The organism is Streptomyces sp. HUAS MS02, assembly GCF_055702265.1.
Genome location: NZ_CM146747.1, coordinates 3,187,375 through 3,203,295, shown reverse-complemented (window position 1 = coordinate 3,203,295; position 15,921 = coordinate 3,187,375). Strand labels below are relative to the sequence as shown.

Sequence of the window (15,921 nt, the reverse complement as noted above, 5' to 3'; positions counted from 1 at the left end):
GCTCGTGAGCATGAGCCAGTCCGTTGACAGCGACGTCAGCGTCGTCCGTACGTACATCGAGAACCACCGTGCCGCCTTCCTCGACGACCTCGTGGAGTGGCTGCGCATTCCGTCGGTCTCGGCCCAGCCCGAACACGCGACGGACGTACGGCGCAGCGCCGACTGGCTGGCCGCCAAGCTCCGGGAGACCGGCTTCCCGACGGTGGAGGTCTGGGAGACGGCGGGAGCGCCCGCGGTCTTCGCGGAATGGCCCTCCACGGACGCCGACGCACCCACGGTGCTGGTCTACGGCCACCACGACGTGCAGCCCGCGGCGCGCGAGGACGGCTGGGACACCGAGCCGTTCGACCCCGTGATCCGTGGGAACCGACTCCATGCGCGCGGGGCGGCCGACGACAAGGGGCAGGTGTTCTTCCACACACTCGGTGTCCGTGCCCATCTCGCCGCCACCGGCCGAAGCGCCCCCGCCGTCCACCTGAAGATGCTGATCGAGGGCGAGGAGGAATCCGGCTCCCCGCACTTCCGCGCCCTCGTCGAGGCCCGGGCCGAACGGCTCGCCGCCGACGCGGTGGTCGTCTCCGACACCGGAATGTGGGCCGAGGACACCCCCACCGTCTGCACCGGCATGCGCGGCCTGGCCGAGTGCGAGATCCGGCTGTACGGCCCCGACCAGGACATCCACTCCGGCTCCTTCGGCGGTGCCGTACCGAACCCGGCAATCGAGATCGCCCGTCTCGTCGCCGCCCTGCACGACGAGCACGCGCGCGTGGCGATCCCCGGCTTCTACGACGGCGTCGTCGAACTCACCGACCGCGAGCGCGAACTCTTCGCCGAACTGCCCTTCGACGAGGAGCGATGGCTGCGCACGGCCAGGTCGACCGCGGCGCACGGCGAAGCCGGTCACACCACCCTGGAACGCATCTGGGCCCGCCCGACCGCCGAGGTCAACGGCATCGGCGGCGGCTATCAGGGCGCCGGAAGCAAGACGATCATCCCGTCCTCGGCCATGGTGAAGCTGTCCTTCCGCCTGGTCGCCGGCCAGGACCCGGATCACATCGAGAAGGCGGTCACCGCCTGGGCCGCCGAACGCATCCCCGCCGGGATCCGGCACGAGATCACGTTCACCGGCTCCACCCGCCCCTGCCTGACGCCCCTGGACCACCCGGCCCTGCGGGCGGTCGTGCGGGCCATGGGCCGTGCGTTCCAGCAGCCGGTCCGTCACACGCGCGAGGGCGGCTCCGGCCCCGCCGCCGACCTCCAGGAAGTCCTCGGCGCCCCCGTGCTCTTCCTGGGTATCTCCGTCCCCTCCGACGGCTGGCACGCCCCCAACGAGAAGGTCGAACTCGATCTGCTTCTCAAGGGCGTCGAGACCAGCGCGTACCTCTGGGGCGAACTGGCCGAAAGCACCCACGAGGCACACTGAAGAAGACCCCGACCGCCCCGGCACGCCCAGCCCACCGCACGCCCCGCCGAACCGCCCCGCCCCATCAACCGTTTCACCGGGGGAGTTGGAAGCACCCGTGACCACCTGGACCGACCACACCGCCGACCGACCCATCGCGCTCACCGCCCCCAGCGGCATCGACCGGGCCGCCCACCACCGGCTCGACGAGGCCTGGCTCGCGGCGGCCTGGAGCCACCCCACGACCCGCTGCTTCGTGGTCTCCGGCGGTCAGGTCCTCATCGACGAGACCGCGGACGGCGCCACCGAACTCGTCATGACGCCCTCCTTCGAGGCCCCGCTCACCGAGGCGCACCGCTACTTCCTGGGCACCGACGCCGACGGTGTGAGCTATTTCGCACTGCAGAAGGACGCGCTCCCCGGCCGCATGGACCAGTCGGCACGCCCGGCCGGGCTGCGGGAGGCGGGCATGCTGCTGTCGCCCCGTGACACGGGTCTCATGGTGCACGCGGTCGGTCTGGAGAACTGGCAGCGCACCCACCGCTTCTGCTCCCGCTGCGGCGAGCGCACCGTCATCGCGGCGGCCGGCCACATCCGGCGCTGCCCCGCCTGCGGTGCCGAGCACTACCCGCGCACCGACCCGGCGGTGATCATGGCGGTCACGGACGACGAGGACCGCATCCTGCTCGGCCGCCAGGTGCACTGGCCCGAGGGGCGGTTCTCCACCCTCGCCGGCTTCGTGGAGCCCGGTGAGTCCATCGAGCAGTCCGTGCGGCGCGAGGTCCAGGAAGAGGTCGGCATCACGGTCGGCCACGTCGAGTACGTCGCCAGCCAGCCCTGGCCCTTCCCCTCCAGCCTCATGCTGGGGTTCATGGCCCGGGCCACCTCGACCACCGTCGACGTCGACGGCGACGAGATCCACGAGGCCCGCTGGTTCTCCCGCGAAGAACTGCGGGCCGCGTTCGAGTCCGGGGAGGTCGCGCCTCCCTACGGCATCTCGATCGCGGCCCGACTGATCGAACTCTGGTACGGCAAGCCCCTGCCGACACGAGGTCACACCGGCTGAAGCCTGTCCGTGGTCACACGCCGATCTTCTGCTTGACCTGCGCCAGCGAAGGGTTCGTGAGCGTCGAGCCGTCCGGGAAGAGGACGGTGGGGACCGTCTGGTTCCCGCCGTTCGCCTTCTCCACGAACGCCGCGGACTCCGGGTCCTGCTCGATGTTGATCTCGTTGTACGTGATGCCCTCGCGGTCCATCTGGCTCTTCAGCCGACGGCAGTAGCCGCACCACGTGGTGCTGTACATCGTCACAGTGCCCGACATGTCCCTGGCGCTCCTTCACGGTCTGAGGGGTGCTTGGTAGCAGTGAGTGGAACGTACGCGACAGGCCCGCCATTCCCCCGCTCGGGTGGCGTCCACCACCGCTGCCCCCGCGTCGGCACACCGGAGCACAGGGGCGCCTGCCGCATTAGTACGACTACGGGGGCCTGCCTGTGGACAACTTGCTCAGCCGTCTCCGGCGACCTGGCAGCATGGCCGTGTGACAGCAGCAACGCCTTCCACCCTCTTCCCGCGGGTCCCCGACTCGGCCGACGCGGTGCTCGATGGGCTCGACCCCGAGCAGCGCGCGGTCGCCACCGCCCTGCACGGTCCGGTGTGCGTGCTGGCCGGCGCCGGTACGGGCAAGACCAGGGCGATCACCCACCGCATCGCCTACGGAGTGCGGGCCGGAATGCTCCAGCCCGCCAGTGTGCTCGCCGTCACCTTCACCAACCGCGCCGCCGGAGAGATGCGCGGCCGGCTCCGTCAGCTCGGCGCCGCCGGGGTCCAGGCCCGGACCTTCCACTCGGCCGCACTGCGCCAACTCCAGTATTTCTGGCCGAAAGCGGTCGGCGGCGGCATGCCGCGCATCGTCGACCGCAAGATCCAGCTCGTCGCGGACGCCGCCGCCGCGTGCCGCATCCGTCTCGATCGCAACGAACTACGCGACGCGACCGCCGAGATCGAGTGGTCGAAGGTCACTCGCACCGTCCCCGCCGACTACGCCGCCGCGACCGCCAAGCACGGCCGCGAAGCCCCCCGCGACCCCGCCGAGATCGCCCAGATCTACGCCACGTACGAGGACCTGAAGCGCGAACGGGCCGTCATCGACTTCGAGGACGTCCTCCTGCTCACGGTCGGTATCCTCCAGGACCGCCACGACATCGCCGAGCAGGTCCGCTCCCAGTACCAGCACTTCGTGGTCGACGAGTACCAGGACGTCAGCCCCCTCCAGCAGTGCCTGCTGGAACTGTGGCTCGGCGACCGGGACGACCTGTGCGTCGTGGGCGACGCCAGCCAGACGATCTATTCGTTCACCGGCGCAACACCCGACCATCTGCTCGACTTTCGCCACCGCCACCCCGGGGCCACCGTCGTCAAACTCGTCCGTGACTACCGCTCCACCCCGCAGGTGGTCCACCTCGCCAACGGCCTGCTCTCCCAGGCCCGCGGTCGCGCCGCCGACCATCGCCTCGAACTGATCTCCCAGCGCCCCCCGGGCCCCGAGCCCCGGTACACCGAGTACGCGGACGAGCCCGCCGAGGCCGAGGGAGCAGCCCGCCGCATCCGCGAACTCATCGCCTCCGGAGTCCCCGCCGGCGAGATCGCCGTCCTGTTCCGCACGAACTCCCAGTCCGAGACCTACGAACAGGCTCTCGCGGACGCCGGCGTGCCCTACCAGCTGCGCGGCGCGGAACGATTCTTCGACCGCCCCGAAGTGCGCAAGGCGGGGGCCGCGCTGAGGGCGGCCGCGCGCTTCGGCGGCAACGACACCCTCCTCGAGGACGCCGTCGACCTCCCCTCACAGGTACGAGCCGTGCTGTCCGGCGAGGGCTGGACCGGCGAACCACCGGCGGGCTCCGGAGCGGTCAGGGAACGCTGGGAGTCACTGGCGGCCCTGGTGAACCTGGCCCATGACTTCGCCGCCGCCAAGCCCGACGCCACACTCGGCGACCTGGTGACGGAGCTCGACGAACGGGCGGGCGCCCAGCACGCCCCGACCGTCCAGGGCGTCACCCTCGCCTCGCTGCACTCCGCCAAGGGCCTGGAGTGGGACGTCGTCTTCCTCGTCGGGGTCGCCGAGGGCATGATGCCGATCACCTACGCGAGGACGGACGAACAGATCGAGGAGGAGCGAAGGCTCCTCTACGTGGGCGTCACCCGCGCGCGCGAACACCTCTCCGTCTCCTGGGCCCTGTCCCGCTCACCCGGCAGCCGTCCCAACCGCCGCCCCAGCAGATTCCTCAACGGCCTGCGCCCCGGATCGACCGCCACCGCGGGACGGACCGCCACGGGCGGCTCCGGGGGCGTCGAACCGGGCTTCCCGGGCGGCCGGACGGGTGACCTCGGGGGCGGCGCCGCGACGGGGGCGCCACGCCGCACCAGCCGGACCCCGGCCCGCTGCCGGGTCTGCGGGCGCACCCTGCGGGACGCCGGCGAGATGAAGCTGATGCGCTGCGAGGACTGCCCCTCCGACATGGACGAGGGGCTCTACGAGCGCTTGCGTGAGTGGCGCGCGGTCCAGGCGCAGCGCAGCGGCCAACCGGACTTCTGTGTCTTCACGGACCGGACACTGATGGCGATCGCGGAAGCGGGGCCGAGTACTCCGGTTGAACTCGGTCGCATCCCCGGCGTCCGCGCCCGCAAGTTGCAGCGCTACGGCGCCGATGTTCTCGACATCTGCGCAGGTCGGGAGCCTGGGTGCGAGGACGAGAACGACTGATACGAACTCGTCGAAAAAATAGTTTGCGCATGCCCCAGCAATCCCCATAGGTTCTTAGGCACGAGAGCAGCGGCCTTCTCGAAGGCCCTGGTTTCGTGATGTACTTCATATCCGTCGGATCGGTTCACACCGGTCCCCATAGACGCCGAGAGGAGGCGAGTCCAGTGATCAGCATCAACACCAGCTACATCAGCACGGTCAAAATGACCGATCGCTCGGCCGTCTCCCTGTGCATGCTCGGCGTCTCGAACCTGGGCACCGGTCTGTCCGCCATCAGTGGCGGCCGTCCGGCGTCCTCCGTGTCTCTGGCGGGTCTCCCCGTCCGTGAGCGCAATGAGCGACCGACCAAGGCACTGGAAGCAGCAGTAGAGGCACAGGCCCAGGCCTATGCCTTCGCGGCGGCCGGTGCCGGATTCCGGAAGCAGACGACGCAGCACCACCTGATGTGGGCCTTCCGTGGGCCTGAACCCTGGAGTGATCCAGCCTGATCGACGATCAGGCCGGCGCCTTCAGGGCCGCGGAACCCCATCCGGGATCCGCGGCCCTTCTGTTTGTCCCTGACCAGGGACTACAGAGCGAAGGGGCCTCGGGACAAGAAAAGAACCCGGTACCAGCCGCCACCGGCCAACAGGCCGGAACGACCAGACGAGGAAGACGACCCGTGCAACTCGAAGCGCACGCCCCGTCCGTACCGCCTTCCGAAACGATCCCCCCGCCCGGCCTCACGGAGGACTCCACCTTGACCCCGCTCACCGCGCTCACCGCGCTCGACGACGCCATCGAGAACCTCGGCGTACCCGTCCCCTGCCGTTCCTACGACCCGGAGGTCTTCTTCGCCGAGTCGCCGGCCGATGTCGAGTACGCCAAGTCCCTCTGCCGCACCTGCCCGCTGATGGAGGCCTGCCTCGCCGGCGCCAAGGAGCGGCGTGAGCCCTGGGGCGTCTGGGGTGGCGAGCTCTTCGTCCAGGGTGTCGTCGTGGCCCGCAAGCGGCCTCGTGGTCGCCCGCGCAAGAACCCGGTCACGGCATGAACATCACCGGAACGATCGACCGCCCCCTCACGCACGACCCCAAGAAGCAGGCCCCGATGAAGCCGTCCACGAGCGAGCCCGCCGGCTCCCCGACACCTGATTTCACCACCACCGGTGCGAACGCCTCGCGCCAGAACAGGACCCGAGAGATGCATCTCATGCCAGAAGCCCTGGCTCGTGCGCATATGCACGAGCGCCTGCACCAGGCTGAGCAGGAACGCCGGGCCATGCGCCTGGCGGTCGCTCAGCGGATGCAGCGCCGGGCCGAGCGCGCCTCGCTGCGCGCCCGCCGTGCGCTCGCCATGGCGGTCATGCAGTAGTCGCCACACGGCGACCGGCATGACCCTGCCTGGACAGGCACATCACCACCACCAGTAGTGGCTCCCCGCGGGGGCCGGTCCGAAGGGACCGGCCCCCGCGGTGCGTTGTGCCCACGGATCTGCCGAGGGCGGCGATATCGTCGCCGAGTGACGAGTCTTTCCGGGGACAGTGACCAGGGCGGCCCCGCCGCAAAACCCCAGACCCTCGTGTGCGCCCGCTGCGGCACCACCGCCGACGCCCCTCGACCTCTGTGGATCTGTTCCGTGGAGAACGGCGCACGGCGCTACTTCTGCGAGACCTGCGCCAGGGAGAACCTGCGAGCGATCGAAGGCAGGCTGGACTCGGCCTGGTGGTGAACCCGCCCGCGACCGGACCGGCTACGCCTCCGCGGCCGACTCGCCCTCGCCCTCCTCCTCGGGCAGGAAACCCGGCAGCCACTCCTCCAACTCGTCGCGCATACGGACCGTCGCGCCGAGCTGGCACAGCACGCCGATGGTGCTCAGGGTCACCCGGTGGATGAGGAGGTAGGACGGGGGCAGGTTCAGCTGCTTGCCCAACTGGTGGGCGGGAGAGCGCGGGTCGGCGATCCGAGCGGCCTGGCTGCGCATCCAGCCGCGGGCGAAGGCGAACTCGTCCGCCCGGACCGGTTCGATGATGGGGTGCAGATAGTCGAGGACGGCATCCGGGTCCAGCTCTATCGACTCCTTCACGAAGCCTTCCGTACAGAGCATCTCGTAGACCGCCTCGGCCTCGCCGTCGATGGTCAGCCGCAGGGCCTCGCCGATCGGGGCCGGCAGGCCACCCGGCAGTCGGTCCACCGTGCCGAAGTCGAGGACGCCGAGGCGCCAGCCGCTCTTCTCGTCCGGGAGCAGGCGGAAGTTCCCCGGGTGCGGGTCGGCGTGCAGGAGGCCGGTGCGGGCCGGACCCGAGAAGAGGAAGCGGGTCAGCAGCTGGCCCGCTCGGTCGCGCTGCTCCTGAGTGCCGTCGGTGATCACCTCGGACAGAGGGGTGCCCTCCATCCATTCGGTCACCAGCACCTGCTCGCACTGGTGCACCACGGCCGGGACGACCACGTCCGGATCGTCCTCGAACTCCTCCGCGTGCGCCTGCTGGGCCTGGGCCTCCAGGCCGTAGTCGAGTTCCTCGGAGACACGGTCCCGCAGTTCCGCGATGAGCGGCTTGATGTCCATGCCGGGGATCAACGGTCCCAGCAGACGCGCGAACCGGCTGAGTTGACCGAGATCGGAGAGGAGGGCCTCGCCCGCGCCCGGGTACTGCACCTTGACGGCGACCTCACGACCGTCGTGCCACACCGCTCGGTGCACCTGGCCGATGGAGGCCGCGGCGGCCGGCTTGTCCTCGAACTCCAGGAACAGCTCCTGCCAGTCCGCACCGATGCGCTCCTCCAGCACGGTGTGCACCGTGCGGGTCGGCATCGGCGGTGCCGCGTCCTGGAGCTTCGTCAGAGCCGCGCGGTAGGGGCCCGCGACCTCCTCGGGAAGCGCCGACTCGAAGACGGACAGGGCCTGCCCGAACTTCATCGCGCCGCCCTTCAGCTCGCCCAGGACCTTGAACAACTGCTCCGCCGTGCGCTGCTGGAGTTCACGGCCCACGAGCTCCGCCGACTCGCCGACGATTCGCTTGCCGAGTCCCCAGGTGGCCCGGCCTGCGATGCCGAGCGGAAGCGCGGCGAGCTTGGCGGTCCGGGTGACCGCCTTCCGGGGAAGATCAGACATGCGCCCTCCAACTCCCAGCAGGCCGTGCCGCGTGTGCCTTGCGGGACAACCTCGTTGACCGCTGATGCCCCGCCATTGTCTCGTGCGCATCCCCCTCCTTTGCGGTGTGTTCCCCGTTACCTTTCCCGGCGGCACCGTTTTCAGCGGCTGTGCAGGAACATGCCGGGTGCGGCCACACCGGACGCGGGTGCCAGTCCAACCCCGGTACCGAGACCTCCCAGCGGGCGCCCACGCTGGACGGGGTCCGCCCGTCCAGGAAGGCGAGCGCGTGCGCCGCGGCCAGTCCGGCGACCGTCGTGGCCAGGGCCAGGTCGCATGCCTCCAGTTGGTGAGGACGTCCGGACCGCCACTGTGCGACCAGCCGTGGCCACGTCTCGTCGCGATCGGTGCGGCTCTGTTCCAGGCAGCCCGCGCAACCCGTCTCACCGGGCAGGACCAGAGGGCCGACCACGCCCGTCCCCTCGACCACACCGGCGTAGAGGTGGGGCGTACCCGAGGAGACGAGCGGCTCGGCGGCCATGGGCCTGGGAGCGTGGACGTCGACACCGTCCCGTGGGGCGAGGATCACCAGCGAGAAGCCGGGCTCCTCGTGGAGACGGTCCCCTGTTCGCTCCCCGGCCGACGGAGCGGAAGGAGGCCGGGAGCCTCGGCGACGCCGGGGCGGGCGATCGGGCGCCGCGTGCCGGGCGGCCCGGCGGGCCGCCGCGTCCCTGCGCTCGCCGATCGATTCGGCCGACAGCCCGCCCGGTGCCACGTCACACGGCTCCACCCGGCCTACATCGCGGACGTCGACCTCGCCGACCCCCGCACCCGACAACAGGGAGGCGAGCACCGAGCCCACCCGGCCCGCACCCCGCACCTGCACTCTCAGTGATCGGCGTGCGGCCAGACGACCCATGGCGTCGCCCGGCTCGGAGGTGATCAGAGAGAGCGTGGCGGCATCGGGACGCAGTCGGTCCAGGACCTCGGGCTTGGCGCGCAGGTCGTCAGCGGCCGGGCCGCCGCCCGTCGCGTCGTCCAGCAGGCCGGACCGGGACAGGCGCTCCACCAGACCGTCCACATGACCGTCCGGCAGACCCATGCGGCGTCCCTCTTCGCGCAGGAGCGGTAACCCGCGTGTGCCGTCGAGCAGGGCGAGGAAACTGCCCGTCGTCGTGTCCATCGGGCCCAGCACCATGGCGTGCGCCGGTGCCAGACCGAACTGCACGGTGTTGAGATCCCGCCAGCCGCGCCGGAGCGCGGGCTTCACCATCGGATGCATGATCGGCCCCCGTAGCCAGAGATCGGTTCTGTCCGCCGACGGTGCGAGTGCCTGGTCCGCCGACGAGTGCCAGCATGCACGGACAGCGACGATGCCTGTCGAGAGTTGTCCACAGGCGACGGCATTCGTCGTACAAATCAGGCGCTCGGGGTGCGGATCGATATCGAACCGTCCCGGAGGCGGGACTTCCCCCGTGTGCAGCGGGTAACGTCGGGGCGTGCCCGCCGACCCACTGCACCGCGCCGCAAAGCCACCGCGCAGCACGACGAGCCAGCCGCCGAGCGGCTCGGGGGCGAGCGCGATCGAGGTTCGCAGGAGCGCGCGACGGCGTAGAACGGTCTCCGCGTACCGCGAGGGCGATCGCACCGTCGTGCTCATCCCCGCACGGATGTCCGAGGCGGAGGAGCGGCGCTGGGTGACGGTCATGCTCGACAAGCTGGCCGCGCAGGAGAGCAAGAGGCGCCTCGGCGACACCGAGTTGTCGGAGCGGGCCGCCCGGCTCTCGGACCAGTACTTCGGTGGTCGCGCCCGGCCCACCTCCGTGCGCTGGGTCACCAACCAGAACACCCGCTGGGGATCGTGCACCCCGGCCGAGGGCAGCATCCGCCTCTCGCACCGGCTGCAGGGCATGCCGGAGTACGTCGTCGACTACGTCCTCCTGCACGAACTCGCACACCTGCTCGTACCGGGGCACGGCCCCCGTTTCTGGCAGCTGCTGGATGCCTATCCGCGCACCGAGCGTGCTCGGGGCTACCTCGAAGGGGTGGTCGCCGCCGACCGCCTGCCCCACCTGCCCGTCACGCGGGACGAGTGACACCTCGCGCGGCCGTTCACTGAGACACGGCCCGTGACCTGCGGCCCGAAGGCGCCGCACGGCGGGTGCCCCGAGCGGTGGTGTCACGGAACAGGCGCTGCACGCGCGCGTGTGCGTTTGTGGAACCGGTGACCGAAGTCGCGCTTTTGTACCGTCTCTGTACCGGCCTCGTACGCCCCAGGACTTTGCGGTTAGCCTGGCGCGACGCACTCGCAGGCGCACGCACTTTCGGGATGGGGGACGGTCGTCACGCATGGCCAGGGAATTCCAACGCGGCCACAAGGCCAAGATCAGTGACCTCACCGCGGGTACGGATCTGTATGTAGGCGTACAGATCTCCGCCCCCGGGCTGACCTTCGACATCAGTTGCTTCGGACTGGACGCCGACGAACGGCTCTCGGACGACCGCTACTTCGTCTTCTTCAACCAGCCGAAGACCCCCGAGGAGTCCATCCAGCTCCTGGGCGCCCAGTCGGGTGACACCGAGTCCTTCCGTGTCACCCTCGACAAGATCCCGCCGCAGATCCAGAAGCTGTCCTTCACGGCGACGATCGACGGCAACGGCCAGATGTCGCAGATCGCCCCCGGTTACGTACGTATCGTCGCGGGCGGCGAGGAAGTGGCCAGGTATCCGTTCGACGGCTCGGAGTTCTCCACCGAGCGTGCCGTGATGCTGGGCGACTTCTACCTGAAGGACGTCTGGCGGTTCGCGGCCGTCGGGCAGGGCTTCGACGGCGGCCTCGACGCGCTTCTGAAGAACTTCGGCGGCGAGGTCGCCGAGGAGCAGCCCGCCGCACCGCAGCAGCCGCAGGCCGCCGCCGCGCCCGGCTTCGCCCCGCCCGCGTTCGCCGCCCCCGCGGCGCCCGCGACTCCGGCCGCCCCGGCGCCCGCGCAGCCGTTCGCGCCCCCGGCGCCCGCGCCCTCCGTGCACGCCGCTCCGACGATCGCCGCGCCCCTGCACACGCCGCCCGGCGGCACCGTGCCGCCCCCGCCCGCCCCGCCGCAGGGTGGACCGTTCACCCCGCCCGGCGCCCCGCCGCAGGGTGGGCCCTTCACGCCTCCCGGTGCCGCGCCGCAGGGCGGCCCCTTCACCCCGCCGGGTGCGGCTCCGCAAGGCGGCCCGTTCACGCCCCCTGGCGCCCCGGGTGCCTTCCCGGGGCAGGCACAGCCTTTCGGCGGCGGGACGCAGCTCGCGCCGGTGCCGCCGGAGGCAGGGCTGCGAGTCGTCCTGACGAAGTACTCCGAGGCCCCCGTCGGGGACCGCTGGACCGAGCAGAACCCGCAGCTGGTGCGGGCGATGCTCACCAAGGGCGCCAACATCCTCGCCAAGCAGGGCAGCATGGTCGCCTACCAGGGCGACATCGACTTCGCCCACAAGGGTTCCGGCCTGCTCGGCAAGTTGACGGGCCAGCTCACCGGCCAGGGCATGGCCCTGATGCGGTGTTCCGGGGACGGTGAGGTGTTCCTCGCCGACGAGGGCAGCCAGCTCTTCGTCATCCGACTGGAGAACGAGCAGCTCTATACCAGCGCCCGCGGCGTCCTCGCCTTCGACGAGTCCCTGGACACCGAGATCCGCCGTATCGAGGGCGCGGGCCTGCCCGGCGGCGGCCTGTTCAGCATGCTCTTCTCCGGTACGGGAGCGGTCGTCGTCAAGACGCGCGGCATCCCCGTCGTGCTGCCCGTCGGACCGGCCACCTACGTCGACGGCAACGCCGTCATCGCCTGGTCCGCCGGCGCACAGGCCGTCACCACGACCTCGCTCAGGCTGCGCCGCTCCGGGTACGCCCGGCAGACCCAGGAGGCCGTCAACCTCCAGTTCCGCGGCGCCCCCGGCAACTTCGTCGTCGTCCAGCCCTTCGAGGTGTGAGGCAGAGCATGGACCTCCAGACACTCAACGCGCACCGCTCCGCCTCCACCGGCGTCCGTATGAGCGTGCACAGCTCCAAGACGCTCAAGGTCACCATGGTCACCGGCCAGGACCTCCTGGCCAAGGCCGGCTCGATGATCGCGTACGACGGCTATGTGCAGTTCGACGGCCCGCCCGCCACGCTGCGGCGCAGCGCGGAGGAGATGGTCACCGGCGAGGGCGGCAAGCTGATGCTCTGCCGCGGCGACGGGGACCTGTATCTCGCCGACTACGGCGGCGACGTCCTCGTCCTCCACCTGAACAACGAGGCGCTGTCGGTCAACGGCCCGACCCTGCTGGCCTGCGACGCCTCCCTCCAGCTCTCCATCGAGCCGGTCAAGGGTCTCGCCAAGCTCTCCGGCTCGGGCCTCACCAACCTCGTGATCCGGGGCACCGGATGGGTCGCCCTGGTCAGCCGGGGCGTGCCGATCTCCCTCGACTGCGCCGAACGGGAGACCTACGTCGACCCGGACGCGCTGATCGCCTGGACCGACGGCCTTGACATGAAGGCCCGTCGCACCATCAAGGCCGGCGCGCTCATCGGCCGGGGCAGTGGGGAGGCCTTCCAGATCGGGTTCAAGGGGCGGGGCTTCGTGGTCGTCCAGCCCAGCGAGGACACCGGCGACCGTTTCAAGATCCGTGGCTGACCGGGGCTGAGAGGAGAACAGCACACCATGCACAGCACACTCTTCGCGCACATCCCGGTGAACCACACCGAGCGCTACACACTGCAGAACCCGCAACTGCTCAAGACCGACATCACCATCGGCAGCAGTCCCGTCCTGGCTCGTCAGGGCGCCATGGTCGCCTTCGAGGGGCAGGTCGACTTCGACAGCCAGTACCGCAACCGCAGCTGGCGCAACGCCGAGCGGATGACCGGTGAGCGGCTGGAGCTCATGCGCTGCAAGGGCAACGGGGTCGTGTATCTCGCCAACTTCGCGCAGTACCTGCACATCATGGAGGTCGGCAGCGGCATCACCGTCGACTCCTCCGCCGTCCTGGCGTTCGACGGCTCGCTGAACGTCGGCATCGTCGCCGTGGACAGCGCCGTCGAGGTGGCTTCGGCGGGCGCGTACAACCTGGAGCTGTCCGGCGGCGGCAAGGTCGTCCTGATGACCTCGGGAGAGCCGCTCGCGCTCGAGGTGACGCCCGAGAAGAACATCTGTGTCGACTCGGACGCCGTCATCGCCTGGTCCACCTCGCTGCGCACCCAGCTCCAGGCGCCGACCTCCACGTCCGCAGTGTGGCGCCGCAGGGGGTCCACCGGTGAGGGCTGGGAGATGCACTTCGGCGGCCACGGGCACGTCCTGGTGCAGCCGAGCGAGCTGCTTCCGCCGCAGCACCTGCGGACGTCCGGAGTGCTCGGACAGTTCGGCATGGGCGCGGGCGGACTGAGCGGCAACTCCCTCGGGGGCAGCCGCAACTGAGCGAAGCGCCGATGGACGGGCGGGCCGTGCCCCTCAGGGAGCGGGCGCCTCTGTGATCGGGTGCATGTGTAAGGGGCGTTCCGCCTTGCGGACGCCCCTTACCGCGTTCGTGCCCCCGGCGGGGGCATGCCCACCGCCCAGCGGCATCATGCCGACAGGCCGCCCCCGCCAAGCGAAAGAGCGAGGTCACAGCCGCGCCCGCGTGGCCTCCAGCAGGCGGACGACCGAATCGTCTGCCACGGTCGGGACCTCGTCGTAGGCGAACCAGCGCAGGTCGAGGGACTCGTCGCTGATCGCTTCCACCGCGTCGGCCGGGGCGAGGGCCGCGTACTGGACGTCCAGGTGCCAGGCACACGGGGTGTGATGGCGGTCCAGGCGGACCGGGCCGCCCGGCAGGAGCGTCAGGCCGGCGATGCCGGACTCCTCCGTGGCCTCGCGCAGCGCGGAGTCCGCGAGGGCGGTGTCCCCGGGCTCGCAGTGGCCGCCCATCTGGAGCCACATGCGCAGCTTCCTGTGGAGGGTGAGCAGCACGCGGCCGCGCTCGGGGTCGATCACCAGGCCGCTCGCCGTGATGTGTCCGGCGCCGCACGCCTTCCACATGCCGTCCGGGTGGGCCGCGAGATGGTCGAGGTACGCCTGGCGCAGCTCGGCCTGGTCCTCGTAGCTCTTCAGTACGAGGACCGCGTCGTCGTACAGGCTCACTCGGTGTCGTCGTCCTTCTTCTTGAGGTCGGGCTTCTCGGCGGAACCACCGCCCGCGGCCTCGCCGAGCATCTTGTCCAGCTCGGAGAAGTCCATCTGCTCGCGGTGGACGAAGCCGTCCGGGTCGTCCAGGTCGGAGGCGGTGGGCAGCATGTCGGGGTGGGCCCACAGGGCGTCGCGGCCGTCGACACCGCGCGCGTCCGTGAGGGACGCCCACAGGCGGGAGGCGTCGCGCAGGCGGCGGGGGCGCAGCTCCAGACCGATCAGCGTGGCGAAGGTCTGCTCGGCCGGACCGCCGGTGGCACGGCGGCGGCGCAGGGTCTCGCGCAGGGCGTCCGCGGACGACAGGCGCGGCTTCGCGGCGGCGTGCACCACCGCGTCCACCCAGCCCTCCACCAGGGCCAGAGCGGTCTCCAGACGGGCCAGGGCCGCCTTCTGCGCCGGGGTGTCCTCCGGCTGGAACATGCCCTGCTGGAGCGCCTGCTGCAGCTCCTCGGGGTTCTGCGGGTCGAACTGCCCGACCACGTCCTCCAGCTTGGCCGTGTCGACCTTGATCCCGCGTGCGTAGCCCTCGACAGCGCCGAACAGATGCGAGCGCAGCCACGGCACATGCGCGAAGAGACGCTGGTGGGCGGCCTCGCGCAGCGCCAGGTAGAGCCGCACCTCGTCCTTGCCGACGCCCAGGTCCTTGCCGAACGCCGCCACGTTCAGCGGCAGCAGCGCGGCCTTGCCGGCCGGCCCGAGCGGCAGGCCGACGTCGGTGGATCCGACGACCTCGCCCGCGAGCACGCCCACGGCCTGCCCGATCTGCTGGCCGAACATGGCGCCGCCCATGGACTTCATCATGCCGATCAGCGGGCCTGCCATGGCCTGCATCTCCTCGGGCAGGATGTCGCCCATGGCGCCGCCGACCCGCTCGGCCACCGGGTCGACCAGCTCCTTCCAGGCGGGCAGGGTCGCCTCCACCCACTCCGCGCGGCTCCACGCCACGGCGGAGCCGGCGCCGGACGGCAGGGACGTCGCGTCGTCCAGCCAGAGATCGGCCAGGCGGACGGCCTCCTCGACGGCGGTGCGCTCGGCAGGGCCGACGCTCTCGTCCTTCGTGCCGTCGGCGGTCCCCTGGGCGACCGTCTGGCGGGCGATCTGCTTGGCCATGTCCCAGTTCACCGGGCCGCCCTCGTAGGAGAGCATCTGGCCCAGCTGCTGGAAGGCGGCGCCCAGGTCGGTGGGGTTCATGGAACCGAACATCGCGGCGAACGGATTGTCGGCGCCGGGGCCGCCGGCCCCGGGGAACCCGAAACCGAACGGGTTGGCCGGGCCCTGACCACCACCGCTCTGCTGGTCCTTCTTCTTGCCCTCGTCGCCGTCGTCCGGCTCCTCCGGCGGAAGGCCGAATCCGAATGGGGTGTCACTCACGGGATTCCTCGGCTGATAGGGCCATCGGGTTTCTCCGACGGCACGGCTGCCCGAACACCACCCAGCGTAGACACCACGGCGGGTTAAGGCCTCGGTGCTCCGCCGACCGAAGGCCTGCGGCAGGATGGATGCCACCTGGTACGTA

16 protein-coding genes are annotated in these 15,921 nt (G+C 70.8%); 11 read left to right on the top strand and 5 right to left on the bottom strand.

All coding sequences use genetic code 11. The annotated features are described in order from the left end of the window. Positions 1–10 precede the first annotated feature (10 nt). Both ACZ9QC_RS13565 and nudC read left to right on the top strand, forming a co-directional pair. Complete coding sequence (locus tag ACZ9QC_RS13565; protein WP_472920376.1) at positions 11–1,423, top strand: dipeptidase; 1,413 nt, start codon at positions 11–13, stop codon at positions 1,421–1,423. Positions 1,424–1,520: 97 nt separating this feature from the next. Further along, a complete protein-coding gene (gene nudC, locus ACZ9QC_RS13560) occupies positions 1,521–2,468 on the top strand; it encodes an NAD(+) diphosphatase (protein ID WP_472920375.1) in 948 nt (315 codons plus the stop codon). A 13-nt stretch (positions 2,469–2,481) separates the two neighbouring features. Here nudC and ACZ9QC_RS13555 read toward each other — a convergent pair whose 3' ends face one another. Then, a complete protein-coding gene (locus ACZ9QC_RS13555; protein WP_184899186.1) occupies positions 2,482–2,724 on the bottom strand; it encodes a mycoredoxin in 243 nt (80 codons plus the stop codon). Between the two features lie 217 nt (positions 2,725–2,941). Here ACZ9QC_RS13555 and ACZ9QC_RS13550 point away from each other — a divergent pair, with 217 nt between their 5' ends. The 5 genes from ACZ9QC_RS13550 to ACZ9QC_RS13530 all read left to right on the top strand — a co-directional run bounded on the left by ACZ9QC_RS13550 (position 2,942) and on the right by ACZ9QC_RS13530 (position 6,871). After that, a complete protein-coding gene (locus tag ACZ9QC_RS13550; RefSeq protein ID WP_472920374.1) occupies positions 2,942–5,164 on the top strand; it encodes an ATP-dependent DNA helicase UvrD2 in 2,223 nt (740 codons plus the stop codon). A gap of 164 nt (positions 5,165–5,328) precedes the next feature. Further along, entirely contained in the window at positions 5,329–5,652 is a 324-nt protein-coding gene (locus ACZ9QC_RS13545) for a hypothetical protein (protein WP_045559069.1), read from the top strand. A gap of 173 nt (positions 5,653–5,825) precedes the next feature. After that, positions 5,826–6,194: a WhiB family transcriptional regulator gene (locus tag ACZ9QC_RS13540; protein ID WP_005480495.1), complete on the top strand. Its 369-nt coding sequence runs from the start codon at positions 5,826–5,828 to the stop codon at positions 6,192–6,194. Next, entirely contained in the window at positions 6,191–6,514 is a 324-nt protein-coding gene (locus tag ACZ9QC_RS13535; protein ID WP_472920373.1) for a hypothetical protein, read from the top strand. The genes ACZ9QC_RS13540 and ACZ9QC_RS13535 overlap by 4 nt, the downstream gene beginning before the upstream one ends. Positions 6,515–6,661: 147 nt before the next feature. After that, positions 6,662–6,871, top strand: coding sequence for a hypothetical protein (locus ACZ9QC_RS13530; protein WP_472920372.1), 210 nt, complete (start codon positions 6,662–6,664; stop codon positions 6,869–6,871). A 21-nt stretch (positions 6,872–6,892) separates the two neighbouring features. Here the strand turns inward: ACZ9QC_RS13530 and ACZ9QC_RS13525 are convergent, their stop codons facing one another. Further along, positions 6,893–8,251, bottom strand: coding sequence for an ABC1 kinase family protein (locus ACZ9QC_RS13525; protein WP_472920371.1), 1,359 nt, complete (start codon positions 8,249–8,251; stop codon positions 6,893–6,895). Beyond that, positions 8,244–9,512 carry a TOMM precursor leader peptide-binding protein gene (locus ACZ9QC_RS13520; RefSeq protein WP_472920370.1) on the bottom strand — a complete coding sequence of 423 codons (1,269 nt, stop codon included), beginning with the start codon at positions 9,510–9,512 and terminating at the stop codon, positions 8,244–8,246. Before ACZ9QC_RS13520 ends, ACZ9QC_RS13525 begins: the two co-directional genes overlap by 8 nt. A 217-nt stretch (positions 9,513–9,729) precedes the next feature. Between ACZ9QC_RS13520 and ACZ9QC_RS13515 the strand changes: the two genes are divergently transcribed. From ACZ9QC_RS13515 to ACZ9QC_RS13500, 4 genes are all read left to right on the top strand, one after another. After that, a complete protein-coding gene (locus tag ACZ9QC_RS13515) occupies positions 9,730–10,326 on the top strand; it encodes a M48 metallopeptidase family protein (RefSeq protein WP_472920369.1) in 597 nt (198 codons plus the stop codon). 253 nt (positions 10,327–10,579) lie between these two features. Beyond that, positions 10,580–12,193: a TerD family protein gene (locus ACZ9QC_RS13510; protein WP_472920368.1), complete on the top strand. Its 1,614-nt coding sequence runs from the start codon at positions 10,580–10,582 to the stop codon at positions 12,191–12,193. Between the two features lie 8 nt (positions 12,194–12,201). Further along, positions 12,202–12,879 carry an AIM24 family protein gene (locus ACZ9QC_RS13505; RefSeq protein WP_215448892.1) on the top strand — a complete coding sequence of 226 codons (678 nt, stop codon included), beginning with the start codon at positions 12,202–12,204 and terminating at the stop codon, positions 12,877–12,879. Between the two features lie 27 nt (positions 12,880–12,906). Further along, the gene (locus ACZ9QC_RS13500; protein WP_472920367.1) at positions 12,907–13,659 is read left to right on the top strand and encodes an AIM24 family protein; all 753 of its coding nucleotides are present in this window, start codon (positions 12,907–12,909) and stop codon (positions 13,657–13,659) included. A 186-nt stretch (positions 13,660–13,845) separates the two neighbouring features. Here the strand turns inward: ACZ9QC_RS13500 and ACZ9QC_RS13495 are convergent, their stop codons facing one another. Together ACZ9QC_RS13495 and ACZ9QC_RS13490 are read right to left on the bottom strand one after the other, a co-directional pair. Beyond that, positions 13,846–14,361 carry an NUDIX hydrolase gene (locus ACZ9QC_RS13495; RefSeq protein ID WP_472920366.1) on the bottom strand — a complete coding sequence of 172 codons (516 nt, stop codon included), beginning with the start codon at positions 14,359–14,361 and terminating at the stop codon, positions 13,846–13,848. After that, positions 14,358–15,776 (bottom strand): zinc-dependent metalloprotease, encoded by a 1,419-nt coding sequence (locus ACZ9QC_RS13490; RefSeq protein WP_472920365.1) that lies wholly within the window; start codon positions 15,774–15,776, stop codon positions 14,358–14,360. The genes ACZ9QC_RS13495 and ACZ9QC_RS13490 overlap by 4 nt, the downstream gene beginning before the upstream one ends. Between the last annotated feature and the right edge of the window lie 145 nt (positions 15,777–15,921).

What these genes read in the sequence shown, in the direction of transcription:
- ACZ9QC_RS13505 (WP_215448892.1), top strand. Translation starts at nt 12,202, where the DNA reads ATGGACCTCCAGACACTCAACGCGCACCGCTCCGCCTCCACCGGCGTC.
- ACZ9QC_RS13510 (WP_472920368.1), top strand. Translation starts at nt 10,580, where the DNA reads ATGGCCAGGGAATTCCAACGCGGCCACAAGGCCAAGATCAGTGACCTC.
- ACZ9QC_RS13535 (WP_472920373.1), top strand. Translation starts at nt 6,191, where the DNA reads ATGAACATCACCGGAACGATCGACCGCCCCCTCACGCACGACCCCAAG.
- ACZ9QC_RS13525 (WP_472920371.1), bottom strand. Translation starts at nt 8,251, where the DNA reads ATGTCTGATCTTCCCCGGAAGGCGGTCACCCGGACCGCCAAGCTCGCC.
- ACZ9QC_RS13555 (WP_184899186.1), bottom strand. Translation starts at nt 2,724, where the DNA reads ATGTCGGGCACTGTGACGATGTACAGCACCACGTGGTGCGGCTACTGC.
- ACZ9QC_RS13520 (WP_472920370.1), bottom strand. Translation starts at nt 9,512, where the DNA reads ATGCATCCGATGGTGAAGCCCGCGCTCCGGCGCGGCTGGCGGGATCTC.
- ACZ9QC_RS13500 (WP_472920367.1), top strand. Translation starts at nt 12,907, where the DNA reads ATGCACAGCACACTCTTCGCGCACATCCCGGTGAACCACACCGAGCGC.
- ACZ9QC_RS13565 (WP_472920376.1), top strand. Translation starts at nt 11, where the DNA reads ATGAGCCAGTCCGTTGACAGCGACGTCAGCGTCGTCCGTACGTACATC.